Annotated in this window: 25 protein-coding genes; 11 read left to right on the top strand and 14 right to left on the bottom strand. The window is 71.0% G+C overall.

Annotated elements, in window-relative coordinates:
- Positions 1–266 precede the first annotated feature (266 nt).
- Complete coding sequence (locus ACFY1L_RS31235; RefSeq protein WP_388831497.1) at positions 267–704, top strand: nitroreductase family deazaflavin-dependent oxidoreductase; 438 nt, start codon at positions 267–269, stop codon at positions 702–704.
- Positions 705–790: 86 nt separating this feature from the next.
- Here the strand turns inward: ACFY1L_RS31235 and ACFY1L_RS31230 are convergent, their stop codons facing one another.
- Positions 791–1759, bottom strand: coding sequence for a cation diffusion facilitator family transporter (locus ACFY1L_RS31230; protein ID WP_388831495.1), 969 nt, complete (start codon positions 1757–1759; stop codon positions 791–793).
- Positions 1760–1879: 120 nt separating this feature from the next.
- Here ACFY1L_RS31230 and ACFY1L_RS31225 point away from each other — a divergent pair, with 120 nt between their 5' ends.
- Both ACFY1L_RS31225 and ACFY1L_RS31220 read left to right on the top strand, forming a co-directional pair.
- Positions 1880–2890 (top strand): glutathione S-transferase family protein, encoded by a 1011-nt coding sequence (locus tag ACFY1L_RS31225; RefSeq protein ID WP_388831493.1) that lies wholly within the window; start codon positions 1880–1882, stop codon positions 2888–2890.
- Positions 2891–2923: 33 nt separating this feature from the next.
- Positions 2924–3226, top strand: coding sequence for a DUF4235 domain-containing protein (locus ACFY1L_RS31220; RefSeq protein ID WP_361272919.1), 303 nt, complete (start codon positions 2924–2926; stop codon positions 3224–3226).
- A gap of 16 nt (positions 3227–3242) precedes the next feature.
- Here the strand turns inward: ACFY1L_RS31220 and ACFY1L_RS31215 are convergent, their stop codons facing one another.
- The 3 genes from ACFY1L_RS31215 to ACFY1L_RS31205 all read right to left on the bottom strand — a co-directional run bounded on the left by ACFY1L_RS31215 (position 3243) and on the right by ACFY1L_RS31205 (position 4950).
- Positions 3243–3635, bottom strand: a complete 393-nt coding sequence (locus ACFY1L_RS31215) for a VOC family protein (protein WP_388831491.1) — start codon at positions 3633–3635, stop codon at positions 3243–3245.
- A gap of 77 nt (positions 3636–3712) precedes the next feature.
- A complete protein-coding gene (locus ACFY1L_RS31210) occupies positions 3713–4177 on the bottom strand; it encodes a pyridoxamine 5'-phosphate oxidase family protein (RefSeq protein WP_388831489.1) in 465 nt (154 codons plus the stop codon).
- 29 nt (positions 4178–4206) lie between these two features.
- Positions 4207–4950, bottom strand: coding sequence for a TetR/AcrR family transcriptional regulator (locus ACFY1L_RS31205; RefSeq protein ID WP_388831487.1), 744 nt, complete (start codon positions 4948–4950; stop codon positions 4207–4209).
- Between the two features lie 150 nt (positions 4951–5100).
- On the opposite strand from ACFY1L_RS31205, the gene ACFY1L_RS31200 reads away from it, so the two are divergent.
- From ACFY1L_RS31200 to ACFY1L_RS31185, 4 genes are all read left to right on the top strand, one after another.
- Positions 5101–6603 (top strand): APC family permease, encoded by a 1503-nt coding sequence (locus tag ACFY1L_RS31200; RefSeq protein WP_388831485.1) that lies wholly within the window; start codon positions 5101–5103, stop codon positions 6601–6603.
- A gap of 20 nt (positions 6604–6623) precedes the next feature.
- Positions 6624–8258 carry an amidohydrolase gene (locus tag ACFY1L_RS31195; RefSeq protein ID WP_388831483.1) on the top strand — a complete coding sequence of 545 codons (1635 nt, stop codon included), beginning with the start codon at positions 6624–6626 and terminating at the stop codon, positions 8256–8258.
- Positions 8259–8549: 291 nt separating this feature from the next.
- Positions 8550–8711 (top strand): hypothetical protein, encoded by a 162-nt coding sequence (locus ACFY1L_RS31190; RefSeq protein ID WP_388831481.1) that lies wholly within the window; start codon positions 8550–8552, stop codon positions 8709–8711.
- A 234-nt stretch (positions 8712–8945) separates the two neighbouring features.
- Positions 8946–10559 carry a hypothetical protein gene (locus ACFY1L_RS31185; protein WP_388831479.1) on the top strand — a complete coding sequence of 538 codons (1614 nt, stop codon included), beginning with the start codon at positions 8946–8948 and terminating at the stop codon, positions 10557–10559.
- A gap of 55 nt (positions 10560–10614) precedes the next feature.
- Here the strand turns inward: ACFY1L_RS31185 and ACFY1L_RS31180 are convergent, their stop codons facing one another.
- From ACFY1L_RS31180 to ACFY1L_RS31160, 5 genes are read right to left on the bottom strand one after another with little or no spacing between them, the layout of a single operon-like run.
- Positions 10615–11865 carry a cytochrome P450 gene (locus tag ACFY1L_RS31180; RefSeq protein ID WP_388831477.1) on the bottom strand — a complete coding sequence of 417 codons (1251 nt, stop codon included), beginning with the start codon at positions 11863–11865 and terminating at the stop codon, positions 10615–10617.
- Complete coding sequence (locus tag ACFY1L_RS31175; RefSeq protein ID WP_388831475.1) at positions 11862–12467, bottom strand: ATP/GTP-binding protein; 606 nt, start codon at positions 12465–12467, stop codon at positions 11862–11864. The genes ACFY1L_RS31180 and ACFY1L_RS31175 overlap by 4 nt, the downstream gene beginning before the upstream one ends.
- Positions 12448–12819: a DUF742 domain-containing protein gene (locus ACFY1L_RS31170; RefSeq protein ID WP_388831473.1), complete on the bottom strand. Its 372-nt coding sequence runs from the start codon at positions 12817–12819 to the stop codon at positions 12448–12450. The genes ACFY1L_RS31175 and ACFY1L_RS31170 overlap by 20 nt, the downstream gene beginning before the upstream one ends.
- Complete coding sequence (locus ACFY1L_RS31165) at positions 12816–13226, bottom strand: roadblock/LC7 domain-containing protein (RefSeq protein ID WP_356357887.1); 411 nt, start codon at positions 13224–13226, stop codon at positions 12816–12818. The genes ACFY1L_RS31170 and ACFY1L_RS31165 overlap by 4 nt, the downstream gene beginning before the upstream one ends.
- Before the next feature lie 5 nt (positions 13227–13231).
- Entirely contained in the window at positions 13232–14965 is a 1734-nt protein-coding gene (locus ACFY1L_RS31160; protein WP_388831470.1) for an ATP-binding protein, read from the bottom strand.
- A 318-nt stretch (positions 14966–15283) separates the two neighbouring features.
- On the opposite strand from ACFY1L_RS31160, the gene ACFY1L_RS31155 reads away from it, so the two are divergent.
- Complete coding sequence (locus ACFY1L_RS31155; RefSeq protein WP_388831468.1) at positions 15284–16510, top strand: PucR family transcriptional regulator; 1227 nt, start codon at positions 15284–15286, stop codon at positions 16508–16510.
- Here the strand turns inward: ACFY1L_RS31155 and ACFY1L_RS31150 are convergent.
- Positions 16488–16964 (bottom strand): GNAT family N-acetyltransferase, encoded by a 477-nt coding sequence (locus ACFY1L_RS31150; protein WP_388831466.1) that lies wholly within the window; start codon positions 16962–16964, stop codon positions 16488–16490. The genes ACFY1L_RS31155 and ACFY1L_RS31150 overlap by 23 nt on opposite strands.
- Before the next feature lie 104 nt (positions 16965–17068).
- Between ACFY1L_RS31150 and ACFY1L_RS31145 the strand changes: the two genes are divergently transcribed.
- A complete protein-coding gene (locus ACFY1L_RS31145) occupies positions 17069–17431 on the top strand; it encodes a DUF1304 domain-containing protein (protein ID WP_388831464.1) in 363 nt (120 codons plus the stop codon).
- A complete protein-coding gene (locus ACFY1L_RS31140) occupies positions 17428–17991 on the top strand; it encodes a TetR/AcrR family transcriptional regulator (protein WP_388831462.1) in 564 nt (187 codons plus the stop codon). The genes ACFY1L_RS31145 and ACFY1L_RS31140 overlap by 4 nt, the downstream gene beginning before the upstream one ends.
- 7 nt (positions 17992–17998) lie before the next feature.
- Here the strand turns inward: ACFY1L_RS31140 and ACFY1L_RS31135 are convergent, their stop codons facing one another.
- Both ACFY1L_RS31135 and ACFY1L_RS31130 read right to left on the bottom strand, forming a co-directional pair.
- Entirely contained in the window at positions 17999–18853 is an 855-nt protein-coding gene (locus ACFY1L_RS31135; protein ID WP_388831460.1) for a hypothetical protein, read from the bottom strand.
- Positions 18854–18921: 68 nt separating this feature from the next.
- Positions 18922–19902 carry a GlxA family transcriptional regulator gene (locus tag ACFY1L_RS31130; RefSeq protein WP_388831459.1) on the bottom strand — a complete coding sequence of 327 codons (981 nt, stop codon included), beginning with the start codon at positions 19900–19902 and terminating at the stop codon, positions 18922–18924.
- Between the two features lie 71 nt (positions 19903–19973).
- Here ACFY1L_RS31130 and ACFY1L_RS31125 point away from each other — a divergent pair, with 71 nt between their 5' ends.
- Positions 19974–20924, top strand: coding sequence for an NADP-dependent oxidoreductase (locus ACFY1L_RS31125; protein WP_388831457.1), 951 nt, complete (start codon positions 19974–19976; stop codon positions 20922–20924).
- Between the two features lie 6 nt (positions 20925–20930).
- Here the strand turns inward: ACFY1L_RS31125 and ACFY1L_RS31120 are convergent, their stop codons facing one another.
- A complete protein-coding gene (locus ACFY1L_RS31120; RefSeq protein ID WP_388831455.1) occupies positions 20931–22037 on the bottom strand; it encodes an NAD(P)-dependent alcohol dehydrogenase in 1107 nt (368 codons plus the stop codon).
- A 225-nt stretch (positions 22038–22262) separates the two neighbouring features.
- Entirely contained in the window at positions 22263–23717 is a 1455-nt protein-coding gene (locus ACFY1L_RS31115) for an aldehyde dehydrogenase family protein (protein WP_388831453.1), read from the bottom strand.
- Positions 23718–23766: the final 49 nt, after the last annotated feature.

Here is a 23766-nt window from a genome sequence, read left to right as displayed (position 1 = left end):
CTTCATTAGATGCCCGGGGCATCTATGGGGCGACGTGAAGTTCGGCCAGATCGGTGGCGGCCCCAATCTGGCCGGTGATGCCCGCCTCTGCGGTCCCGGACCCCGTGATCGCCGTACGGCAGGACGGCGAAGCTGGCGCGATAGGGACGCCCGATGGCGCGGACGGACCGCCGGATATGGCCGAGCCGCGCGGGGTGGATGAATCCCGCGCGTGCAGGTGTTGAAATGGCCCGTCAGCCGTAGAACCCGACGATGGGACGGATGCCATGCCTCTTGAGGGCGAGTACGAACCCAGCCCGGCACAGTGGGTGCGCGATCAGGTGGAGCTGTACGAGAGCTCCGGCGGCACGGAGGGCACGACGCTGATGGACACGGGCCTGCCCGTCATCGTGCTCACGACCCGCGGTGCGAAGAGCGGCAAGATCCGCAAGACGCCGCTGATGCGCGTCGAGCACGACGGACGGTACGCGCTGGTCGCCTCGCAGGGCGGTGCGCCCAAGCACCCGGTCTGGTACTTCAACGTCAAGGGGGATCCCCAAGTGGAGCTCCAGGACGGGCCGGTGAAGCAGGACATGACGGCCCGCGAGGTCACCGGCGCGGAGAGGGCCGAGTGGTGGGAGCGTGCCGTGGCGGCGTATCCGCCGTATGCCGACTACCAGAAGAAGACGGACCGGCAGATTCCGGTGTTCGTGGTCGAACCCTGAGGGGGTTCCCGAGCAGCCTTGAGAACGTTGCCGGAAAAATCTTCGCCGAAAGACGCATGAAGCCGCATCCGCCGGGCACCCGTGCGTCAGGCCCCGCCGCGTTCCCCCGTCGCGGCGGGGCTTTCTCGTGCCTCCTCGGCCGGCCGGTCGGTGATGTCGAGGAAGATCTGGTCCGCCTCGGGCACGCTGTTCGCGACGGACCGCTTGATCCGGACGGCGACCTCCTCCACCCGCTCGCTGTCCATGCCGGGCACCAGGTCCACGCGGGCGGCCACCAGGGCCGTGTCCAGGCCCGTCTTCATGGTGAACAGCGCCTCCACGCTGTCGATCTCGGGCTGCGCATCCAGCAGGCACCGGATCCGCCGGTCCGCCTCCGGGTCGGCGGCCTCCCCGATCAGCTGGTCGCGTGCCTCGCGGCCGAGGTGGAAGGCGACGAAGACGAGCAGCGCGCCGATCGCGAACGAGGCCGATGCCTCCCACACCACCTCTCCGGTGACCATGTGCAGCGCCATCCCCACGGCGGCCAGCGTCACGCCGAGCACGGCCGTGCCGTCCTCGGCGACCACCGTGCGCAGCGCCGGGTCGCGCAGGCCGCCCCAGCCGCCCTGCCGGTGCACCTGGTGCAGGGCCCGCAGCAGCGAGGCGCCCTCGGCGAGGAAGGCCACGCCGAGCACGATCAGGCCCGCCACGTATCCGCTGAGCTTCTCCTCGGCACCGTTCCTGAGAGCTTCGAAGCCCTGGAAGAAGGAGAAGCAGCCGCCCATCACGAAGATCCCGACGGCGGCGAGCAGCGACCAGAAGAACCGTTCCTTGCCGTAGCCGAAGGGGTGGCGCCGGTCGGCGGGGCGGCGGCTGCGGCGCAGCGCGGCCAGCAGGAACACTTCGTTGAGGCTGTCGGCGACGGAGTGCGCCGCCTCCGACAGCAGGGCCGGCGATCCGGCCATCAGGCCGCCGACGGCCTTGGCCGCCGCGATCACCAGATTGGCCGCGAGCGCCACCAGCACGGTGACGCGTGTCCTCCGGTCCGCCTTCTTGTCCGAGGGTGTCCCGCTCACCTTCGCCGACTGCCCCTCTGCCGGCGGCTCACACCGTGCGGGCGGCGGAAAACGGGGAACTCAGGGGAACGAACGCGGGGGCAAACGGCCGGCAGGGCACGGACACCGCAGGGAGGAATCATGGGCGGGGGCAACGACGAGTACGGCAGGAAGACGTTCAAGCGGTCCAAGAGTCACTTCACGGACCGGATCACGGCGGACGGCCGCGACGGCTGGCCCGTGGCTGCGGGCCGTTACCGGCTGGTGGTCAGCCGTGCCTGTCCGTGGGCGAGCCGCGCGGTGGTCTCCCGGCGGCTGCTCGGCCTGGAGGAGTCGCTGTCGATGGCGATCGCCGACCCGATCCAGGACGACCGCAGCTGGCGCTTCACCCTGGACCCGGACGGCCGCGACCCGGTCCTCGGCATCCGCTTCCTCGCCGAGGCCTACGACAAGCGGGAGAGCGACTACCCGGGCGGGGTCAGCGTGCCCGCCGTCGTCGACGTACCGAGCGGGAAGCTGGTCACCAACGACTACCAGCAGATCACCCTCGACCTCGCCACCGAGTGGACCGCCCTGCACCGCGACGGCGCCCCCGACCTGTACCCGCACGACCTGCGCGACGAGATCGACACGGTGATGGCGGACGTCTACGAGGACGTCAACAACGGGGTGTACCGGGCGGGCTTCGCCACCGACCAGGAGGAGTACGAGGCCGCCTGCGCCGGCGTGTTCCGGCGGTTGGAGCTGCTCACGCCGCGCCTCGAGCGGCAGCGCTATCTCGTCGGCGACACGATCACCGAGGCGGACATCCGGCTGTTCACCACGCTGGTCCGCTTCGACGCGGTCTATCACGGCCACTTCAAGTGCAACCGCTGGAAGCTGGCGGAGAACCCGGTCCTGTGGGCGTACGTCCGCGACCTCTACCAGACGCCGGGCTTCGGTGACACCGTCGACTTCGACCACATCAAACGGCACTACCACCAGGTGCACACCGGCATCAACCCGACCCGCATCGTGCCCCTCGGACCGGACCTGTCCGGCTGGCTGACGGCCCATCACCGCCAGGAGCTGGGCGGCCGTCCGTTCGGCGACGGGACACCGCCCGGGCCCGTTCCGGCGGGCGAGGAGGTCCCGGCACAGGGACGGCCCTGACCGACGCAGGCCCGACAACGTTTGGAGAGATTCATGGCCAAGAAGAAGAAGCTGAAGCTCCCCCTCGCCTACAAGCCCCTCGGGTTCGTCCTGGGCTGGTCGAGCGGCTGGCTGGCGGGGCTCGCCTTCCAGAAGACGTGGATGGCGCTACGGCACGAGGAGGACGCCCCCGACGCCCTGGACCGGGACCGCGGCTGGGGGGAGATCCTGCTGGCCGCCGCGGTCCAGGGCGCCATCTTCGCCGTGGTGCGCAGCGCCGTGGACCGCGGGGGCGCGAAGGCCATCGAGCGGTCGACGGGCGTGTGGCCGACCGACGACAAGGGCGGCCGGGACTGACCGGGCAGGCCCCGGGTCAGCCCTGCTTGGGGGCGGTGGGTGTGGCCTTGCGAAGGGTGAAGGAGTGGCCCGCCGGGTCGGCGTAGCCGCGTTCCTCGAAGGGGCCGGACGCGTCCTTGGTCTCCAGCGGACGTCCGCCGAGTTCCACGACCTTGCGCTCCACCGCGTCCAGGTCCTCCACCGCGAAGTCCAGGTGGGCCTGGAGGGAGTTCTCGGGACGGGGCCAGCTCGGCGGCGTCGCCTTCGCGTCGCGGCGGAAGGCGAGCCGGATACCGTCGGCGGCCCTGATCTCCACGCGGTTGGCGGTCGCGTCCGTCTGCTCGGCCTCCAGCAGTTCCTTGTAGAACACGGCGAGCTTCTCGGGCTCGGCGCAGTCGAGCACCACGTAGCCCGCTTCCACCAGTGGCATGTCTCCTCCGAACGGTCCGGGGCGCGGGGCTTGTACCCCGCGGCCCTGTACCTCACGGATATCCCCCTTCGGCCGATTCAGTCGGCGTGGAGCCACTCCCCGTCCCGCATCAGCTCCCGCCCGTCCAGTTCGTCGGCCTCGCGCCAGGCCTGGATGCGGCCGGGGCGAACGCGGAAGTACAGGTAGGGCGTGGCCAGTTGGCGCGGGTCGAACCCGGTGTGGGCCGCGAAGAGATCGCCCTCCTCCGCGGACAGCTCGGCGGGGGTCAGCGAGTCCACGGACCCCTCGACGAGCACGACGTCGCGGGTCTCGCCGATGCCGAGGCGCGTTCTGCCGGACGTTGTCAGGTTCCGTCCGGTGGGGCTCTTGGCCGGGGTGGCCAGCAGCAGGGTCTCGCCGTCCCAGCGGAAGGACAGCGGCACGAGGTACGGCGCTCCGCCGTCGGCACCGGCGGTGGCGACCCAGGCGTCGACGTCGTGCTCCAGGCGGTGCAGGGTGTCCTGCTTGCGCTGCTTGGGAGTGCGTGCGGCGGGTGCGGTCATGGGCGGTCGGGCCTCCTCGCGGGACATGGTCAACTGGCCTGCCCAGTCTGATCGTTGGGATCTCCTCCCGCCCGGGATTCCGCCAGCCGCGTCGCCGCCGCGCTGAGCAGCAGGTCCAGGGCCGCCGGGTAGGAGCTGTGCCGCATGTCGGCCACCAGGTGGCGGGCCGTCGCGGCGATGTGCGGGTGGGTGTCGGCGGACAGCCGGGCGTACGTGGCCCGCCACACGGCCGTCTCCGCCTCCTGTGCGGCCCTCGGCATCGCGACGCTCGCCGAGTCGAGGGCGCCGAAGGCGAGGGCCTGGTCGACGAAGGCGTGGTAGATCCGCACCGCGTCGGCGTCGGGGAAGCCGGCGTCGCGGAGCACGCCCAGGATGGTCTCGACGGCCTGGATCTCGTACGCCCGTCCGGTCACCCGGTACGAGCTCAGGACGGCCGCCCGGGGATGGGCGAGGGCTCCGGCGTGCATGCGCAGGCCGAGGTCGCGCAGGTCGGCGCGCCAGTCGCCGGTGGGGCGCCAGGTGCGCAGCGTACGGCCGATGAGCTCGTCGGCGATGGCGAGCATCAGGTCGTCGGTGTGCCGGAAGTAGCGGTACAGCGAGCTGGGGTCCGAGCCGAGGGCGCGGCCCAGACGGCGCACGGACAGGGCGTCGGCGCCGTGCTCCTCGATCAGTCTGAGGGCCGTCTCGACGATCAGCTCCTCGGACAGGACGACGCCCTGCTTGGTCGGGCGTCTGCGCTGCCGCGCGGTGGCCGGGACGACGCGCTCGCTCATGCACTGCCTCCCTCGAACGTCGACCGCCTCCCTCGGACGGCCCCACTGCCCGGCACCTTACGACAACACCGTTGACCTGTTAAGCCCCGCGCAGTTTCATGTGCGGTCACCGGGGCCGACCGGCCCCCCAGGTGCGAGCGGAGACCGGCCATGTCCGACCAGCCCTTCGGTGCAGACCCACCCGCGCGGCCCGCGCTGCGCAAATCCCTCGGCGTCCTGGACGGCGTCGCCATCGCCGCGTCCAGCACGGCCGCGACCACGAGCATCGGCATCGGCCTGGGCGTCACGGCCGGCGTGGTCGGCCTGCATCTGCCGGCGATCATGCTGCTCGCGTTCCTGCCGATCCTCGGCATCGCGGGCGCCTACTCCCGGCTGAACCGGGTGGAGCCCAACGCCGGCAACGGCTATGTGTGGGTGGGCCGTTCGCTCAGCCCGTGGCTCGGTTTCATGGTCGGCTGGGTGAACATCGTGGCGACGCTGGCGTTCCTCGCGTACACGACCGCGGTCACCGGCTCTGCGTTGATCCAGCTCGCCGGAGAGGCCGGGCTGCACCGGGTGGCCGGACTCGCCCTGGACCCGGGCTCGACGGCGCAGACGACCGCGATCGGCATCGTCGTGCTGGTCGCGGTCACGCTCACCGCGGTCACCGGCATCCGCACGGCGGCACGGCTGCAGACCGGGCTGCTGGTCTTCGAGTACGTCGTGCTGCTCGGGTTCTGCGGATACGGCATCGTCCACGGCCCGCACGCCTTCAGCCTGAGCTGGTTCGACCCGTTCGCGATCCCGTCGGCGTCGGCGCTCGCGCAGGGGCTGCTGCTGTCGGTGTTCTGCTACTGGGGCTTCGAGGCCGCGTTCAGCGTCAACGAGGAGGTGCGCGACCCTCGGGACGCCTCCCGCGCCGGGCTCATCACTCTGGTCACCATGCTGGCGCTGTTCCTGTTCGGCTCGGTCGCCTTCCAACGGGTGCTGTCCGAGCCGGAGTTGGCGGGCCACGGTGCCCAGGGACTGGCGTACTTCGGCGACCGCCTGGCGTCCCAGCCCTGGGCCGCACTCCCTCTCGTGGCGCTGATGTTCTCGGCGGTCGCCTCGCTGCAGGCCGGGGTGATCCCGACGGCCCGGGCGATGTTCGCGATGAGCCGGGACCGTACCCTCGGGCCGGTGTGGTCCAAGGTCAGCTCCCGGTACGGGACTCCGGCCATCGGGACGCTGCTGATCGGCGCGCTGGCGACGGCGATCGCGGCGCTCGCCCTGGTCATTCCGCGGCTCGCGGACATGATCATGGCGACGGTGAGCGCCGTGGGCATCGTGGTCGCCCTCTCGTACGCACTGACCGCACTCGCGGCCGCCGTACGCTTCCGCTCGCTGCTGCGCGAGGACTGGCGGCAGGGCATACGGGCGGTGGTGCTGCCCGCGCTGAGCGCCGCCGCGCTGCTCGGCCTCGGCGGCTACCTCGGCTGGTCCTTCTACACCTCCACCGACCACCTCGAACTCCGCGCGGACAACGGCTGGTTCCTGCTGCTCACTCCCCTGGCGATGATCGTGTCCGGTTTCGTGGCCGCCGTGTGGGCCAAGTGGGTGCGCAGGTCGCCGTACTTCAGGACGGGCGACGGCACGGACGCCGACGCGCCGCAGCTGCTGGCCACTCCCAACTGACCCCCACCAGGAAACGGAACATGCACGCAGATCTTCTCTTCACGGGCGGCCCGGTCCTCACCCCCGAGGGCCGCACCGCCACTGCCGTGGCCGTCACCGGCGACCGCATCACCGCCGTCGGGCACGACGAGGTCCTGGATCTCGCCGGGCCGCGGACCCAAGTGGTCGACCTGGCCGGGCGGTTGCTGCTGCCGGGCTTCCAGGACGCACACGTCCATCCGATCCCGGCGGGCCTCGAGCTGAGCCAGTGCGATCTGACCGGGAGCAGGACTGCCGAGGAGACGGTCGCCGCCGTCCGCGCGTACGCCGAGGCGCATCCCGAGCGGGAGTGGATCCTCGGCGGCGGCTGGTCCATGGAGGCCTTCGAGGGCGGTACGCCGACCAAGGAGCTGCTGGACGCGGCGGTACCCGACCGGCCCGTCTACCTGCCCAACCGGGACCATCACGGCGCCTGGGTCAACAGCCGTGCCCTGGAGCTCGCGGGCATCGGCCGCGACACTCCGGATCCGGCCGACGGGCGCATCGAGCGGGACACGTCGGGCGCGCCGAGCGGCACGCTGCAGGAGGGGGCGATGCAGCTCGTCGGGCGGCTCACTCCCCCGGCCACCGCGGCCGACCGGCTGGCTGCGCTGCTGCACGCGCAGCGTCATCTGCACGCGCTCGGCATCACGGCCTGGCAGGACGCGCTCGTCGGGGACTTCCTCGGCATGGACGACCCGGCCGGGGCGTATCTGGCGGCCGCCCGCGACGGCTCGCTGACCGCGCGGGTGGTCGGAGCGCTGTGGTGGGACCGGGAGCGCGGGGCCGAGCAGATTCCCGAACTCGTCGAGAAGCGGGCCGCGTTGAGCCACGGCCGGTTCCGGGCGACCAGCGTCAAGCTGATGCTGGACGGGGTCGCCGAGAACGGCACGGCGGCGCTGCTCGACCCGTATCTGGACAAGTGCGGCTGCGCGACGGCAAATCGGGGCACAAGCTTCATCGATCGCGGTCAACTCCCCAAGTACGTCACCGAGTTGGATGCGCTCGGCTTCCAGTGCCACTTCCACGCGCTGGGCGACCGGGCCGTACGCGACGCCCTGGACGCGGTCGAGGCCGCGCGTACCGCGAACGGGCCGAGCGACACCCGGCCGCATCTGGCGCACCTTCAGGTCGTGCACCCCGACGACGTGCCGCGCTTCGCCGAGTTGGGCGCCACCGCGAACATCCAGCCGCTGTGGGCCGCGCACGAACCGCAGATGGACGAGCTGACCATTCCCTTCCTGGGGGCCGAACGGGCCGCGTGGCAGTACCCGTTCGGGGCCTTGCTGCGCTCCGGCGCCCGGCTCGCGGCGGGCAGCGACTGGCCGGTCAGCAGCCCCGACCCGCTCCAGGGCATCCATGTCGCGGTCAACCGCGTGGCGCCCGAGAGCGACGGCGCCCCGGTGTTCCTGCCCGGCGAACGCATCGGCCTCACCGAGGCGTTGACCGCGTACACCGCGGGATCGGCCCATGTGAACCACCTCGACGACACCGGCTTGATCCAGGTGGGTGCCCTGGCGGATCTCGTGGTCCTGGACCGCGATCCGTTCGACGGGCCGACCGAGGCGATCGCGGAGACGGGTGTGGCCCTGACGTATTTGGGAGGGGAGGCAGTGTACGCAGCTCATGAGGCTTGAGCAGTAACGGACATCACGGTGAGGTCACGCGTAGATCATTTACGCCCCGGGCAGCCTCATACCGCTTCTCGATTCAACTTTCGGCCATAGAGGCTGAGTTCGAGTGCACGGGTGGCCATTTCGGCCGCCCGTTCGCAGGTTCGGGGGACCCTGCATCGCCGTCGCCCGGAAGGAAGCGCATGCCCGAGGACGTCACGTTCGCCCTCCCCTTCGACACCCCCGTCAGCAGACAGGTGGAGTACGCCCAGGAGCGCCCTCACCCACCCACGCGCCTCGGCCGACACAGCCGAGGTGGCGCGTGAGCCCATCACCGCCGCGCCCGAGAACCGCGCGGGCCCCGGGCGGTTCGTCCTCGGAGGGCAGGTGGGCTGTCTGCTCCACCTCCTCGGCCGTCGACGCAGCAGTCCGGCCCCGCGCGGTCGTTCGCAGCAGAAGCCGGAGCCGATCACCTGAGTCCGGCTGTTCGGCGAGGCCGTCGCGGAAGGCACAGACGACTCCTCGACCCGACCGGGCCGACAAACACGGTCGATCGATTCCGTTGCCAGGACCACTGTTTGATGGGAGACCGGTGTGAAATCCCGAGTCGCAGGTGCAGTTCCGAACGCGTCCGCCGACAGCTTGCTCCCGACGCAGCCAAGCGCCCAGCTACAGCCCACGGAGGCGGGGAACACCCTGGCCCGCCTCTTGGTGAAACGCATCAATGGGAGCACGGAGCAGTACCGAAGGAGCCAGAACGCCGCTCGGCAACGGCTGGACGAACTCGGCTCCCCCCACTCCGGCACCACACTGCATGTGGAGGGAGCCCTCCATCTGGCGCAGCCCGCATTCCTCCCGCCCGACGAAGAGGGCTACGCCAGGTTGAAACACCTCGACACCAGCCTGCGCATGATCGAAGCAGCCTTCCCCCAAGTCAGCACCGATATTGAGGTCTGCCGACTGACCTGCATGATGCTGGAGGGGGCTTGGCGGAGCCGGGCACTCACCCCGCCGCGCGAGGAGGAGCAGACAAGCGCCTGCGCCTGCCTTCTGTGCCGTCAACTGCCCACACCCCCCGCACGCACGCTGGACGACTACCGTTGGCGGCAGAGCGCCGGTCGTCCCCTCACCGTCAAGACCTGGCCGTACCGCCGGGAACTCGACAGCGTCCTCACCGGGGGATGGTCCTGGACCCGGCAGATGAACGACCTCGAACGAGACCTCGGGCACCGCCACCGATACGAGGACGACATCCTCGTCTTCCACGAATACAAACGCGTGATCGAGACCATCGATACGACGCACCTCACCCAACACGTCGAAGGCCGCCTGGCCGAGAATTTCAGCACCAACAGCGCACGGGCCCTGGTCAGCGGACTCTTCTCGGCGCACAAACGATCCGTCGACGAGTACTGGCTCCAACAGCATCGCGCGGGCAACGTCACACTCCCCCAGAGCAGCCCACTCAGCCAGAGCACCTACTCAATCCTGCAGATGCTGGACTGTCTGTTCTGGCACGTCGCACCCGACACCGAACTCTGGCAGGAGGAAAACCTCGCCTCCCTGCTGCTGTGCCGCGTCATCGACGACATGGCCGACGTACGAGCCGACGCCCTCACCGGCGAGATCAGCAACTTCTGGCTCGCCGAAATGCCCTCCCACACCAAGGCCCTCTACGCCGCCTGCGCCATAGCCATCGTCAAGTACGGCTGCATGCCCGAGGCGCACACCCCGATGTGGAACACCTGGCTGATGACCACCACCATCGTCTGGATGGGGCTCACGGGCCGCCACGCCCTGTGGTTCGACGGCATCACCCAGGGCCTCCCCCCGGCCGAGGCGTGCCCGCTGTGCGACCTGCAGCCCAACGGATGCGCCGGCATCCTCACCCACGGCACCACCCTCACCGTCGCCCCGCGGCCCACCGCACCGGCACTGAGCACCCGGACCGCCGAGCTGTCCGCACTGTGCCGAGCCCAACACCCCCAGACATGGCCCCTCTTCGACGCCGAGCTCCATGCCTTCGAAGCACTGCACGGCCCCTGGTACGGCAACATCGAGAGCACATGGGAGATCTTGCGCCGCACCTACATCGCCGCCGTGGAGGCATCCAGCGCCGCACCGTCCCCGGCCCGCGCTCGTCAGGTCCAACAAGACGCCGGCGTAGTGGGATCCGAAAAGTTCTACACCCTGCACGACCCTCAAACCGGGAGGGAAGACATCGCGCTGCTCGCCTACATGTTCGCCGGCGCCCACCCGCATTTCCTCTGGAACGCCACGGGATACCGTCCCACGGGCGTCGAAGGCGACTGGCTCGACGGCTGACTCCGACGGCGCTGCCCGGCCGGAAGCCGGCCGGGCAGCGATTCTCTGGTGTGGGCTAGACGGTGAACTCGACCGGCAGGCTGTCCAGTCGGGACTCCCACGTGGAGGCGGTCGAGCCGAGTTCCTCCGACGGTACGGCCAGGCGCAGGCCCGTCAGCCGGTGCAGCAGGACGTCCACACCGACCTCGATGATGGACTGGCCGATGCTCTGCCCGGGGCACTCGTGCGGACCGGCGCTGAAGGCCAGGTGCGCCTGGTTGCCCTGGACCGCCACGCCCTCGTCGGGCCGGATCTCCGGGTCGACGTTGCCTGCGGCGAGGCCGAGGAGGAGCAGGTCACCCTCCGCTATGTCGTGCCCGCCGAGATCCAGCTCGCTGGTGGCGAACCGCGCCGGCAGGACAGCCAGCGGCGGGGTGTTCCACATGACCTCCTCCACCACCGCGGACACGGTCAGCCGACCGCTGATCAGCCCGGACAGCCGCGCCGTGTCGGTCAGGAGCAGCTGCAGCACCCGGGCCAGCAGGTTGCTGGTCGTGGTGTGGGCGGCGATCAGCACCAGGCGCAGATGACTCACGACCTCGTCCTCGTCCAGCGCCGCCGGGTGCTCCAGCAGGGCGGTGGTGAAGTCCGCGCCGGGTTCGGACCGCTTGCGCTGCGCGAGTTCGCCCAGGATCTGCATGATGCGGTCGTTGTGTACGAGGGCGTCCTCGCCGCCCTTGAAGATCTGGGCGCACGACTCGACCAGGCGTAGCCCGTCCGCCTTGGGAAGGCCCAGGATCCGGCTGAGCACGAGCATCGGCAGGTGCTCCGCGTAGTCGGCCACCAGGTCGGCGCGCCCGGCGTCGGCGAACGCGTCGATCTGCTTGTTCGCGAAGTACGTGGCGTGCCGCCGGATGCCGCGGCTCGAGGCGGCCAGCAGTCCGTCGGTGACGGCGCCGCGCAGCCTGCGGTGCGGCTCTCCGTCCTGGGAGACGCAGTCGGGCCGCCAGCCCACCATCGGCACCAGCGGATGGGACTCCGCTATCCGGCCCTCCCGCCAGTCCCGCCAGATGCGGGCGTCCCGGCTGAACTGACGAGGGTTGTCCAGCACCCGCCGGTTGTCGCGATAGCCGAGCACCAGCCAGGCGGGAACGTCACCCTCCAGCAGCACCGGTGCGACGGTGCCGTGCTCCTTGCGCAGCCGCTCGTAGATGGCCTGCGGGTCGGTGGCCGCGTCCGGGCCGTACAGCCGCGTGAGTTCTGCCCCGCCGTGCGCGACGGGGCACCCGCGGGGCGCGTCGGGACCGTTTAAAGTCTGGTCGTTCATCGGGGCTCCAGTGCGACGGGGGAGCGATCCTTCAAGTGACGTATCAGCGCGACGAGCACGTCACGGCTGGAGGCCCGGTCGCGGGCGTCGCAGGCCACGACCGGGATGTGCTCGGGGATGTCCAGCGCGTCCCGGATCTCCTCGACCGGATAGTCCTTGGAGTCGGGGAAGACGTTCAGGGCGACGACGAACGGGACGTTCTGCCGCTCCATCTCCTCGATCGCCCGGAAGCTGGAGGCCAGACGCCGGGTGTCGACGAGGACCACCGCGCCGAGCGCGCCCTTGAACAGGCCGTTCCACAGGAACCAGAACCGCTCCTGCCCGGGTGTGCCGAACAGGTACAGCATCAGGCTGTCGTTGAGGCTGATCTTGCCGAAGTCCAGGCTGACGGTGGTCTCCGTCTTGTCGGCGACGCCGACGAGGTGGTCGACGTCGGCGCTGGCCTGGGTGAGCGTCTCCTCGGTGGTCAGCGGCTTGATGTCGCTGACCGAGCGGACCATGGTGGTCTTCCCGGTGCCGAAGCCGCCGGCGATCATCACCTTCACCGAGCGGGGGCCGCCCCCGCCGGGCCGGCCGGGATGGTCAAAGCCGTTCAAGTCCACTGAGTACCTCCTCAAGGAGCGCGAGGTCGGGCCCGCGGCCGGCGCCGTGCGCCGGGATGGGGTCACGGGCTTCGACGCGGCCTGCCTCGAGCAGATCCGCCAGCAGCACCGCGAGAATGTTGAAGGGCAGTCCGAGGTGGGCGCCGAGTTCGGCCACCGACAACGGATCGCGGCAGCGCCGGAGGATGTCCTCGTGCTCGTGCTGCATGCCCGGCACCGGGGCGGCCAGAGAGACGATGAGGGTAGCCACGTCGAGACTCGACGCCGAACCGCCCGGTCCGCTGCGCCCCCCGGTGAGGACGTAGTAGCGCTCGAGACCGGACGGGTCCGTGGGCCGGCGGGGAGCACTCATCCAGAGTGCTCCTCCAGCCGCGGAGTGGTGCCCAGGAGCTCACCCATCCTGCGGGCCAGATCCCTCATCTGGTGTCCGAGCAGCCCCTGGTCGAGGCCCTCGCGGGCGAGGACACCGAGATACGTCTCCACACCGGCCCGAACGACGAAGAGATGGCCGCCGTCGACCTCGATCATCGCCAGCCGCAGCTGCCCCGCGTACTTGGGGAACTGCTCGGCGACCGGCTGGGCCAGCGCCTGCAGCCCGGCCACCACTGCAGCGAACCGGTCCACGTCGTCGGGGTCTTCGGCACCAAAGGAGGTGATGGCCTTGCCATCGCTGGAGGCCACGAGGGCGAAGAGGATCTCCGGGATGGACTCCACCAGATCGCGGAGCGCCCAGCTCACGTCGGTTCCCTGTTGCGTCATGTGGACTAGTCGCTCTCTTCAGTGCGGTGCTCGGTGGACTCGCGCCCGGCAGGCGCCGCGTCCTCCGTGGTGGACTCCTCGCCGAACTCGCGGCCGGCGGTGGCGAAGGCGGCCAGGCCGGCGAACGAGGCGTCCGGTGGCACGGCGGAGACCGCCGTCTCCTCCGTTCGCTCCGGGCGCTCGACCGGCTGGTGCCGCACCGTCGGCTCCGCCTCGTTCCGCTTGCTGCGGCGCCGGGGCAGTCCGCCGGGCGTGGTGTCCACGGCCTCGCCGGGCTCGGCCACCGATTCGGCGGCGGCCGCCGTGCGCACCGGGGCGGCCGTGGCGGGCTGGGCCGCCGGGGGCGTGGCGGTGGCCGGGGTGGCGGCGGGCAGCGGGCTGAAGTACTTGTGCGGAACCACGATCACCACTGAGGTACCGAGCCAGGGCGAGTCCGCGAAGGTGACGCGGATGCCGTAGCGACGGGCGAGGGCGCCGACGACGCGCAGACCGATGTTGGCGTCCTCGGAGATGCCGCCGATGCCCGGTCCGGCCGCGGTGCCGGTCAGGGCCTCCTCGGCCTCGCGCTTCTTCTCCTCGCTCAGGCCCTTGCCGGAGTCCTGGATCTCGATGCCGACGCCGTTGGGTACCTCCTTGCCGGAGACGAGCACGGGCTCGCTCGGCGGCGAGTAGCGAGCGGCGTTGTCCAGCAGCTGCGCGAAGATCAGCGTGAGGTGGTCCACCAGGCCGCCGTCGACGCCGAGTTCGGGCAGATGGCGGATCTCGATGCGGTGGAAGTCCTTGATCCGGCCGACACCGCCGCGCACCACGCTGAGCAGACGCTGCGGCTCCTGCCACTGCCGGCCCGGACGGTCCGAGCCGCCGAGCACACCGATGCTCGCGGCGAGCGAGTCGGCGGGGCCGAGCTCCTGGTCGAGCTCCATCAGACCGCGGGCCACGGCCGGCAGCCGGCCGTGCTCGCCCTGCATCTCGTGCAGGCGGCCACGGAGCTTGCTGGTCAGCACGTGGATTCGGTTGCCGATGCTGATGACGGCCTGCTCGGCGGAGGTCGAGCGGTTGAACTCCTCCTCCACGCCGATCAGCGCGGTGCGCAGCACCTTGCGCAGTTCGGCCTGCAGGTCCGCGCTGACCTTGGCGCACTGATTGGCCTCGGGCAGCAGGTCGTCGATGGCGTCACCGGCGCGCAGCTGCTTCAGCGCGTCGGGCAGCTGCTCGTTCGCCAGCCGGGCGACCGCGCCCTGCTGGTGCTCGAGTTGCTCCTGCCAGACCTCGGCCTGGTCGGCGAGCTGGGCCTCGTACGACTTCACCTGGGCGGCGAGACGCTCCTCGAAGGCGCGTGCCTGCTCGCCCAGTTGGGCCTCGTACGTCGAACCCTGCTCGGCGAGCTGCGCCTCGTACGCGCCGGACTGCTCGGTGAGCTGTGCCTCCAGCGAGGCGCGCTCCGCGGTGAACTTCCGCTCCAGGCCCGCCACATGCTGCTGCCACTGCTGCGAGTGCTCGGCCTGCGTGGTGCGGAAGGAGCCCTCGGAGCGGCTCAGCTGGGTGCGGGTGCGGATCAGCAGCCGTACACAGACGGCGCTTGCGGCGGTGGCCGCGACACCCGCGACTCCGGCGGTTATTCGCTCGGAGCTCATGAACGTGGCGGCAACCGTCCCACCTCCTAAGGCCAGCGGCATCAACCACCAGCTGTACCAGGCGACAGGGGCCCGCGCCGCCGGCGGCGGAGTGGCGAGTTCCATCTGCATCCTTAACAAGCAACACGTTCGAACAGGGGGGTGTGCAAGGGGGGAGCGCACTGATGCATGACGCACCACGAGATGACCGATCGCGACCGAGTCAACTCGCAGCGCCGAACGGGAGCTTATCGGGTTTGAACCCCAAAGGATCAACCTCGAACGTCTGGCGGAAGTGAGGGTTCCGTCACTCTCAGCCAGCGGCCTACACATCGACAAATGTCTTTACGGACCCGGGTTTTGTCAGCGGAGGACAATCGACTCGCCCACGCCTGTCCGCCGTTGATAAGCCCTGGCGGATTACCGACGGGTATCGTCGCCGCCGTGCCGAAGAGAGCCGCTTTATCGGACGACGACCCGGGCGGTCCGTTCAACGCGTTGCCGACGGGCCTGCACCACCATCTCAGACCGTTCTTCGCGGACATCACCGAGGAGGTCGTACGGGCGATCAGGACCGAGATCCCCGAGTACGCACGCCCCGCCGACGACACGTACATGCAGGGTGTGCACCGGGGCGTGGACCACGCGCTGCAGGGGTTTCTGGAGCGGATGGCCAAGCCGGACACGGACTGGGAGCCGGTGAAGGCGACGTATCAGCGCATCGGGCGCGGGGAGGCGGAGGAGGGGCGCAGTCTCGACTCGTTCCAGTCGGCACTGCGGCTGGGCGCGCGGGTGACGTGGCGGCGGGTGAACGCGCTGGTCGACGCGGACCTGCTGCCGCGCAATGTGCTGGCGGCGTTCGGCGAGGCGCTGTTCCTGCACCTGGACGAGATGGCGGCCGCGACGACGGCGGGCTACACGGAGGCGCGGCTGCACGCGGCCGGTGAGCTGCAGCAGCGGCGTACGCGCCTGATCGACCTGCTCACCGCGGATCCGCCGGCCTCCGCCGAAGCCATCGCGGAACTCGCGCACAGCGCACGCTGGCCGGTGCCGCGGGCGCTTGCCGTGGTCGCGGTCGACCACTGTCCGCAGGCGGGCGCGCAGCCGATCGTGGCGCCGGAGTTCCTCGCCCGCTTCGACGTCCAGCCGGCCGTGCTGGTCGTGCCGGATCCCGAGGGTCCCGGCCGGGCGCGCGCCGTGGCCGGGGCGCTGCACGGGCTGCGGGCCGCGATGGGCCCGACCGTGGCGCTGCAGGAGGGTGCGCGGTCGCTGCGCTGGGCGTCCGAGGCGCTGGATCTGGTGCGGCGGGGCGTCCTCGCGGACACCGAAATGGTGCGCTGCCAGGAGCACTTGGCCACCCTGCTCCTGCTGCGCGACGACGCCCTGGTCGACGCCATGGCCGCGCACCGGCTGGGCCCGCTGCAGCAGGTGCGGCCACCGCAGCGCGAGCGCCTGGCGGAGACCCTGCTGAGCTGGCTGCAGTGCGGCCGCAACGCGAGCGAGGTCGCCGTACGCCTGGCCGTGCACGCCCAGACGGTGCGCTACCGCATGCGCCAGCTGGACGACCTGTTCGGCGCCCAACTGCACGATCCGGCGGCCCAGTTCGAGATGCAGCTGGCACTGCGCGCGCTGGAGCTGCGCCGGGGTGCTACAGGGGCTGCCGCAAAGTGACGGTCATGGCTGCGAAGCCGCCCCGCTCGTAGAACCGGATGGCGTCCGTGTTCGCCGCGTAGGCGGTCACCTCGGCATGCTCGGCTCCCTGCCGCCGGGCCCAGTCCAGGAACTCCTCCACCAGCCTGTCTCCGGCACGCGCCCTCCGGTGCTCGGGGCGGACGTAGATGCTGATCAGGGTCGCGGAGGTGACCGTCCGCTTCGCCGTGGGCCCGGTGACGGACCCCATCAGGTGTCCGACGACCCGTCCGTCGTGCTCCACCGCGAGGACGAGTCGCGTCGGGTCCTCGAGTGCGGCGGCGAACGACTGCGCGCCGTGTTCGCGCGGCCAGTGGATGTTCACGCTGCTGTCCCGCGTACCGCCGTCCTCGGCGAACAACCCTTCACTGGAGGCGACGAGACCCGGTAGGTCCTCGGCGCGGGCACGTCGCACGATCACCTGCTGACCAGTCATGCGCGCAGGCTATCGGCGGGCACTGACAGTGGAATTTCCTGGACACCTGTCCAGCTATAGTGGACACCTGTCCAAGAACTTTTCTCAGAGTACGGAGTCCTGCAATGGAGACGGTCGCGAACGTGCTGGTCGGTCTGGTGGCCGCCCTGCACGCCTACATCCTGGTGATGGAGATGTTCCTGTGGCAGAAGAAGCCCGGGCGGGCGCTGCACGGGTTCGACCGGGAGATGGCGCGGGCGACCGCGCCGATGGCCGCCAACCAGGGGCTGTACAACGGCTTTCTGGCGGCCGGTCTGGTCTGGGGTCTGATCGCGGCCGATCCGACCGGCTTCCGCGCCCAGGTCTTCTTCCTGTGCTGCGTCGTGGTCGCGGGTGTCTACGGCGCCGCGACGGCCAACCGCCGCATCCTGTTCGCGCAGGCCCTGCCCGGCGCGCTCGCCCTGGCCGCCGTCCTCATCGCGCAGTGACCCGCCCCGCGCCGGAGGACCCGCGGGCCGCGCGCACCCGGGCGCGGCTGCGGGAGGCTCTGCTCGCGGAGTGCGCCGAGCGGCCGCTGGCGGAGGTCGGGGTGGCCGCGCTGGTGCGCCGGGCCGGGGTCGGCCGGGCCACCTTCTACGTGCACTACGCCGACCTGGAGGCGCTGGCGGTCGACGCCTGCGCGGACGTCGTACGGGAGGCCGTGGAGGCGCTGCACTCCTGGACGGGGCGGCCCGATCCGGTGCACGCGCCGCCCGAGCTCGCCGAGTTCTTCGCCTCGCTGGCCCCGCACACCGGCCTGTATCGCGAACTGCTGGCCCCGGGCGGCGGTGGCCCGCTCGGCCGGGTGCTGCACCGGGACCTGCGGGCCTACAGCCTGCGTGAGCGCGAACGGGCGGGCGCGGCGGACGCACCGCTGGTCGCCTCCGCCGTGGCCGCGACCTTCGCCGGGGTGCTGGCCGACTGGCTGCACGGGCTCCTGGACGGCGGCGCCGGTCAAATCGCCGACGAGGTCTGGCAGTTGCTGGTCGCTTTGCACGCGAGCCGGTGACGGCGGCTCACGCGCAGCCGAAGCCGTCCTGCACCCGCGGCCAGGCCTCGACGCCGTCGGGCGTGCGGACGTAGGCCTTGGACGGGTCGTCGGTCAGCCACAACTGCCAGTCGTGGAAGCGGTATCCGGTGTCGTGGGCGCCGGCGGGCATCCGGACGTCTCCGTCGTATGGGGAGGCAAGCATGTCCTGCGGGAGCACCCGGTCCGGGTCGCGGGCGTACAGCCTGCCGTTCCTGCCCTCCCCCAGCGACAGGAAGTGCGCCTTCTGCCAGTCACAGTGTTCCGGGCCGACGCTGCTGTTCAGCTTGGTGATCGGCACCCGCTTGCCGTGCCGGTCGGTCCAGATCTCGTACCACTGCTTGTCGGTGAAGCTCGCCGGAAGTTCGGACGGGTCACAGGACGCGCTGGTCTCCGGACCCCAACCCGGCCGGTTCTTCTGGTCCTTGGCCACGATGACGGCGACCTTGGTCCTGCCGCCCACGTCGAAGGAGTACAGGACGCGGTCGTTCTCCTCGCGCTCCACGCGGTAGCCCTGGCGCGGGACGTCGGGCTGCTCGATCTCGAAGTACGCCTCGAGCCCCTCCTCCGGTGTCGCGCCGCCGTCGCCCTTGCTCCAGGGCTCGCTGCCGCCGCCGGAGTAGATCTCCCCGTCGCACTCCAGCGCCCGGCCCGCGGCGCCCGACTCGATCCGGGTGGCGCGGGCGCTGTCCTCGTCGAGGTTCTTGACGGGCACATGCAGCGGTCCGCTGTAGGGCGCGACCGGCGGCGTCCCGGCGACGACGAGGTCCTGAGCCTTCTCACTGCCGCACGCCACGGCCGCCGACGCGACCAGCACTGTCGTCGCCGCAAGTCTTCCGCGCATCCCCCACCCCTTGTTCCGCGCACTGTCCTACGGTCCTCCGACGCGAGGGCGGTGCGGAACGTTCGCGGCTACCGGGTGGCCGTCTGGAACGTACGCCGATAGGCCTGTGGCGACACCCCGATCGCCGCGTGCAGGTGCTGGCGGAGCGAGGCGCCCGTCGCGAAGCCGACGTGGCCGGCGATCTGGTCGACGGACAGGTCGCTGGACTCCAGCAGGTGCCGGGCGCGGGCGAGGCGTTGCTGGACGATCCAGCGGCCGGGGCTGAGGCCGACCTCTTCGTTGAAGCGGCGGGCGAAGGTGCGCAGGCTCATGCGGGCATGGGCGGCGAGGTCGGACAGGGCGAGCGGTTCGTCGAGGCGTTCGAGGGCCCAGGCCCGGGTGGCGGCGGTGCTCGCGGCTCCGCTCTGCGGGATGGGCTGCTCGATGTACTGGGCCTGGCCGCCGTCCCGGAACGGGGGCACGACGCAGCGGCGGGCGACCGAGTTGGCCAGTTCGCTGCCGTGGTCGGTGCGGACGATGTGCAGGCAGACGTCGACGCCGGAGGCGGCGCCGGCGGAGGTGAGGATGCGGCCGTCGTGCACGAAGAGGACGTCCGGGTCCAGGTCGACGTGTGGGTAGCGGCGCCGAAAGAAGTCGGCCACCTGCCAGTGCGTGGTGGCCCTGCGGCCGTCCAGCAGGCCCGCCGCGGCGAGGACGAAGGCGGCGGTGCAGATGGAGACGATCCGCGCGTCCGGACGGATCCGCGCGAGCGCGGCGGCGACCTCGGGCGGGAGCTCGGTGGGGATGTGCGGGACGGCCATGGAGGCGACCACCACGGTGTCGGCCGTGGCCAGGATCTCCGGACCGTGCTCGACCCCGATCGTGAAGTCCGCGTTGGTGCGCACCGGTTGGCCGTCGACCGTACAGGTCAGCACCTCGTACCGGCCGTCGGCGGCACCGAAGATCCGGCTGGGGATGCCCAGCTCGAAGGGATAGACGCCGTCCAGGGCCAGCACCACGACCCGTTCCACATGCCCTTCGGCTTCCACATGTCCTTCAGCACAGCTCATGGCACGATCCTATCGAACCTTGGCAATCATGCCATTTTCCTGTCGGGCGGTTCCCGGCAGGCTGGGTGACCATGAGCGATGTGAACACGATGCGAGCCATCAGCCAGGACGTCCTCGGCGGTCCCGAGGTCCTGAAGGTCGTGGAGCTGGAGCGGCCCGAGCCGCGTACGAACGAGGTACTGGTCCGGGTCCGCGCCGCCGGCGTCAACCCGACCGACTGGAAGCACCGCGCGACCGGCGGCTTCCTGGGCAAGCCGCCCTTCGTCCTGGGCTGGGACGTCTCCGGCGTGGTGGAGGCGGTGGGCATCGGTGTGGCCCGCTTCAAGCCCGGGGACGAGGTCTTCGGGATGCTGTCGTACCCGTTCGGCCACGGCTCGCACGCCGAGTACGTCAGCGTCCCGGCGCGCTGGTTCGCGCACAAGCCGGCCTCGATCGACCACACGCAGGCGGGCGCCCTGCCGCTGGTCTCCCTGACCGCCTGGCAGGCGCTGGTGGAGTACGCCGACCTGCAGCCGGGGCAACGGGTGCTGATCCACGCGGCGGCCGGCGGGGTCGGGCATGTGGCCGTGCAGATCGCCAAGGCGCGCGGCGCGTATGTGATCGGCACGGCGAGCGCGGGCAAGCACGACTTCCTGCGCGGGCTCGGCGTGGACGAGACGATCGACTACCGGGAGACGGACTTCGCCGAGGCCGTGAAGGACGTGGACGTCGTCCTGGACACGCTCGGCGGCGAGACCTCGACGCGCTCGCTGCGCGTGCTGCGCCCGGGCGGGCTCGTCGTCTCGATCCTGCCGGTCGGTTCGGACGAGTTCCACGAGGAGGCCGTGCGGCTGGGTGTCCGGTCGCTGCGGATGCTCGTGGACGCCTCCCACTCCGGGCTGGAGGCGATCGCGGCGCTGGTGGAGGCGGGGAAGCTGAGCGCCACGATCGCCGGCACCTTCCCGCTGGCCGATGCCGCCGAGGCACACGCACTCGGCGACACCGGCCGGACCACGGGGAAGCTGGTCCTGCTGATGGACTGATCCGGGTCAGAAGGTCAGCACGGGCTTGATCGCCTTGCCCGCGCCCATGTCCCGCACCGCCTGGTCGATGTCCGCGAACGGATAGGTGCTGATCAGGCGGTGCAGCGGGAGCCGCCCCTCCTTGACCAGCTGGACGAGCGCCGGGATGAAGGTCTGCGTCTCGGCGTCGCCGAGAGTGAGGCCGACGACCTGCTTGCCGCCGAGCAACCCGTTGACGTCCAGGGCGACTTCGGTGCCGAACGGCGGGGCGCCCACGACGACCAGGGTGCCGCGGGCGGCGAGCGCGTCGACGCCCTGACGCAGTACGGCGACGCTGCCGGTGGTCTCGACGATGCCGTCGGCGCCCTGCCCGCCGGTGATCTCGGCGAGTGACTCGGCCAGGTCGGCCTCACCCACGTTGACCGTGTGGGTGGCGCCCAACTCCTTGGCGAGGGACAGGCGTTCGCCGACCTTGTCGACGGCGACGATCCGGGTGGCGGGGGTGAGGGCGGCGGCCATCACGGCGGACAGGCCGACGGCGCCGGCGCCGAGGACGACGACGGTGCTGCCCGTCGCCGGCTTCAGCACGTTCCAGACGGCGCCCACTCCGGTCTGCACACCGCAGCCCAGTGGTGCGATGGACTCCAGGGGTACGTCCGCGTCGACCTTGACGAGGCTGCGCTCGTCCACCAACGCCCGCTCGGCGAAGGACGACTGACCGAAGAAGTGGCCGCCGAGGGGCTCGCCGTCCCGGCTGACGGTGCTGGTGCCGTCGGCGCGGCGGCCGCCGATCAGGTTCAGCGGCAGCCAGGTCGCGCAGTACGCGGGGTGGCCGCCGTGGCAGTTGCGGCACTCGCCGCAGGAGGTGAAGGACAGCACGACGTGGTCGCCGGGCGCGATGCCGGTGACGGCCGGGCCGACGGCCTCGACGACACCGGCCCCTTCGTGGCCGAGGACTCCGGGCAGCGGGAAGGGCAGGCCGCCGCTCGCGACGCCGAGGTCGGTGTGGCACAGGCCGGTGGCCACCATGCGGACGACCGCCTCGTGCGGCCCCGGCTCGTCGAGCTCGACGTCGGCGAGGGTGAAGGGCGCTCCGCCGGACTCGACGACCGCGGCGCGGGTGGTGATGGACATCGTACGAACTCCCTGGGTTCTGGGGCGCGTTGAGGCGGGCTAGGGCCTGCCCGGCGGATCAGGTCGGCGTCGCGGGCCCTGGCACGCGCGTCTGCCGCGTTGTCGTCGGTCGCCGACGCTCCGCGTCGACTCCCTCCTCCGCCTTGCAGCTGCACGCACCAGACCCCGCTCGGGGCGGCCAAGAAGCGCTGCATGTTGCAGCCGACCTGATCCGCCGGACGCGCCCTAGTCGAGCGAGACGACGACGGACTTGACCTTGGTGTAGGCGGTGAGCGCCTCGGGGCCGTACTCGCGGCCGAAGCCGGAGTCCTTGACGCCGCCGAAGGGCACGGCGGGGTCGAGCATGGCCCAGTCGTTGATCCACACGATGCCCGCCTGGAGGCGGTCGGCGATGCGGTGCGCGCGGGCCAGGTTCTGGGTCTGGATGCCCGAAGCCAGGCCGTACGGCGTGGAGTTGGCGAGCTCGACGGCCTCGTCCTCGGTGTCGAAGGGCTGCACGGTGAGGACCGGGCCGAAGATCTCCTCCTGGACGACCCGGGAGTCGTTCGACAGGTCGGCGATGACGGTGGGCTTGTAGTAGTAGCCGCCGTCGAGGTCGAGCCGCTCGCCGCCGCAGACGATGCGGCCGCCCTCCTTGCGGGCGATGTCGACGTATTCCTCGACCTTCTTCAGGTGCTTCTCCCCCGCCATCGGGCCGACGACGGTCTCGGGGTTGCGCGGGTCGCCGACCGGGACGCCGGGGACGGCTTCGGAGAGGATGCCCAGGAGGGTGCTGTAGACCGGGCGAGCGACGAGCAGGCGCGGGCCGCCCATGCAGAACTGGCCGGTGTTGAAGACGAAGGCCTTGATGACCGCACCGACGGCCTTCTCCAGGTCGGCGTCCTCGAAGACGATGTGGGCGGCGTTGCCGCCGAGCTCCATGGTGACCGGCTTGAGGGCCTCGCCGGCGGTGCTCGCCACATGGCGGCCGATGGCGGTGGAACCGGTGAAGGCGACCTTGTCGACGCCGCGGTGGCGCAGCAGCGCCTCGCCGGCCACCGGGCCGGTGCCGGTGACGACGTTGACGACGCCGTCCGGGACGCCCGCCTCCTTGAGCAGCCCGGCCATGTAGAGGGCGCTGAGCGGGGTCTCGTCGGCCGGCTTGTGCACCACGGTGTTGCCGGCGGCGAGCGCGGGGCCGATCTTCGAGCCGGCCAGGATCAGCGGGAAGTTGAAGGGCGTGATCGCGGCGACCACGCCGATCGGTTCGCGCTTGGTGTAGGCGAGCGCGTTCATGGGGGTGTCGCGGATTGCGCCGTCCAGGGAGTAGGCGAGGGCCGCGAAGTGCTCGTAGTCGTTGGCCGCGTTCGTCACGTCGACGGCGTGGCACAGCGAGATCGGCTTGCCGACGTCCAGGCTCTCCAGCCGGGCGAGCTCGTCGGCGTTCTCGCGGATCAGTTCGGCCACCCGGTGCAGGATCCGGCCGCGCTCGCGGCCGCTCAGCCCGGACCAGGTGCCGCCGTCGAAGGCCTCCCGCGCGGCGCGCACGGCCGCGTCCACGTCGGCGGCGCCCGCCTCCGCGACGGTGGTGACGACCGCGCCCCGGGACGGGTCGACCACCTCGGTGCGCGCTCCGTCGGCGGCCTCGCGCCACTGCCCCCCGATGAACAGCTGTCCGGGTTCCATCTCGAAGGTGGTCATCACCACTCCTCAGCCTCATCGCCAAGATTTCAACAAACAGGATTCCTGT

The sequence above is a fragment of the Streptomyces sp. NPDC001663 genome, from assembly GCF_042893105.1.
Classification (GTDB): Bacteria; Actinomycetota; Actinomycetes; order Streptomycetales; family Streptomycetaceae; genus Streptomyces.
The sequence above is the reverse complement of the archived record's forward strand: the minus strand, read 5'-3'. Positions and strand labels throughout refer to the sequence as shown.

Coding starts and splice junctions, on each gene's coding strand:
- ACFY1L_RS31200 (WP_388831485.1), top strand. CDS start 5,101: ATGTCCGACCAGCCCTTCGGTGCAGACCCACCCGCGCGGCCCGCGCTG.
- ACFY1L_RS31180 (WP_388831477.1), bottom strand. CDS start 11,865: ATGAACGACCAGACTTTAAACGGTCCCGACGCGCCCCGCGGGTGCCCC.
- ACFY1L_RS31165 (WP_356357887.1), bottom strand. CDS start 13,226: ATGACGCAACAGGGAACCGACGTGAGCTGGGCGCTCCGCGATCTGGTG.
- ACFY1L_RS31235 (WP_388831497.1), top strand. CDS start 267: ATGCCTCTTGAGGGCGAGTACGAACCCAGCCCGGCACAGTGGGTGCGC.
- ACFY1L_RS31220 (WP_361272919.1), top strand. CDS start 2,924: ATGGCCAAGAAGAAGAAGCTGAAGCTCCCCCTCGCCTACAAGCCCCTC.
- ACFY1L_RS31215 (WP_388831491.1), bottom strand. CDS start 3,635: ATGCCACTGGTGGAAGCGGGCTACGTGGTGCTCGACTGCGCCGAGCCC.
- ACFY1L_RS31205 (WP_388831487.1), bottom strand. CDS start 4,950: ATGAGCGAGCGCGTCGTCCCGGCCACCGCGCGGCAGCGCAGACGCCCG.
- ACFY1L_RS31170 (WP_388831473.1), bottom strand. CDS start 12,819: ATGAGTGCTCCCCGCCGGCCCACGGACCCGTCCGGTCTCGAGCGCTAC.
- ACFY1L_RS31160 (WP_388831470.1), bottom strand. CDS start 14,965: ATGGAACTCGCCACTCCGCCGCCGGCGGCGCGGGCCCCTGTCGCCTGG.
- ACFY1L_RS31225 (WP_388831493.1), top strand. CDS start 1,880: ATGGGCGGGGGCAACGACGAGTACGGCAGGAAGACGTTCAAGCGGTCC.
- ACFY1L_RS31210 (WP_388831489.1), bottom strand. CDS start 4,177: ATGACCGCACCCGCCGCACGCACTCCCAAGCAGCGCAAGCAGGACACC.
- ACFY1L_RS31125 (WP_388831457.1), top strand. CDS start 19,974: ATGAGCGATGTGAACACGATGCGAGCCATCAGCCAGGACGTCCTCGGC.
- ACFY1L_RS31145 (WP_388831464.1), top strand. CDS start 17,069: ATGGAGACGGTCGCGAACGTGCTGGTCGGTCTGGTGGCCGCCCTGCAC.
- ACFY1L_RS31130 (WP_388831459.1), bottom strand. CDS start 19,902: ATGAGCTGTGCTGAAGGACATGTGGAAGCCGAAGGGCATGTGGAACGG.
- ACFY1L_RS31115 (WP_388831453.1), bottom strand. CDS start 23,717: ATGACCACCTTCGAGATGGAACCCGGACAGCTGTTCATCGGGGGGCAG.
- ACFY1L_RS31195 (WP_388831483.1), top strand. CDS start 6,624: ATGCACGCAGATCTTCTCTTCACGGGCGGCCCGGTCCTCACCCCCGAG.
- ACFY1L_RS31150 (WP_388831466.1), bottom strand. CDS start 16,964: ATGACTGGTCAGCAGGTGATCGTGCGACGTGCCCGCGCCGAGGACCTA.
- ACFY1L_RS31135 (WP_388831460.1), bottom strand. CDS start 18,853: ATGCGCGGAAGACTTGCGGCGACGACAGTGCTGGTCGCGTCGGCGGCC.
- ACFY1L_RS31120 (WP_388831455.1), bottom strand. CDS start 22,037: ATGTCCATCACCACCCGCGCCGCGGTCGTCGAGTCCGGCGGAGCGCCC.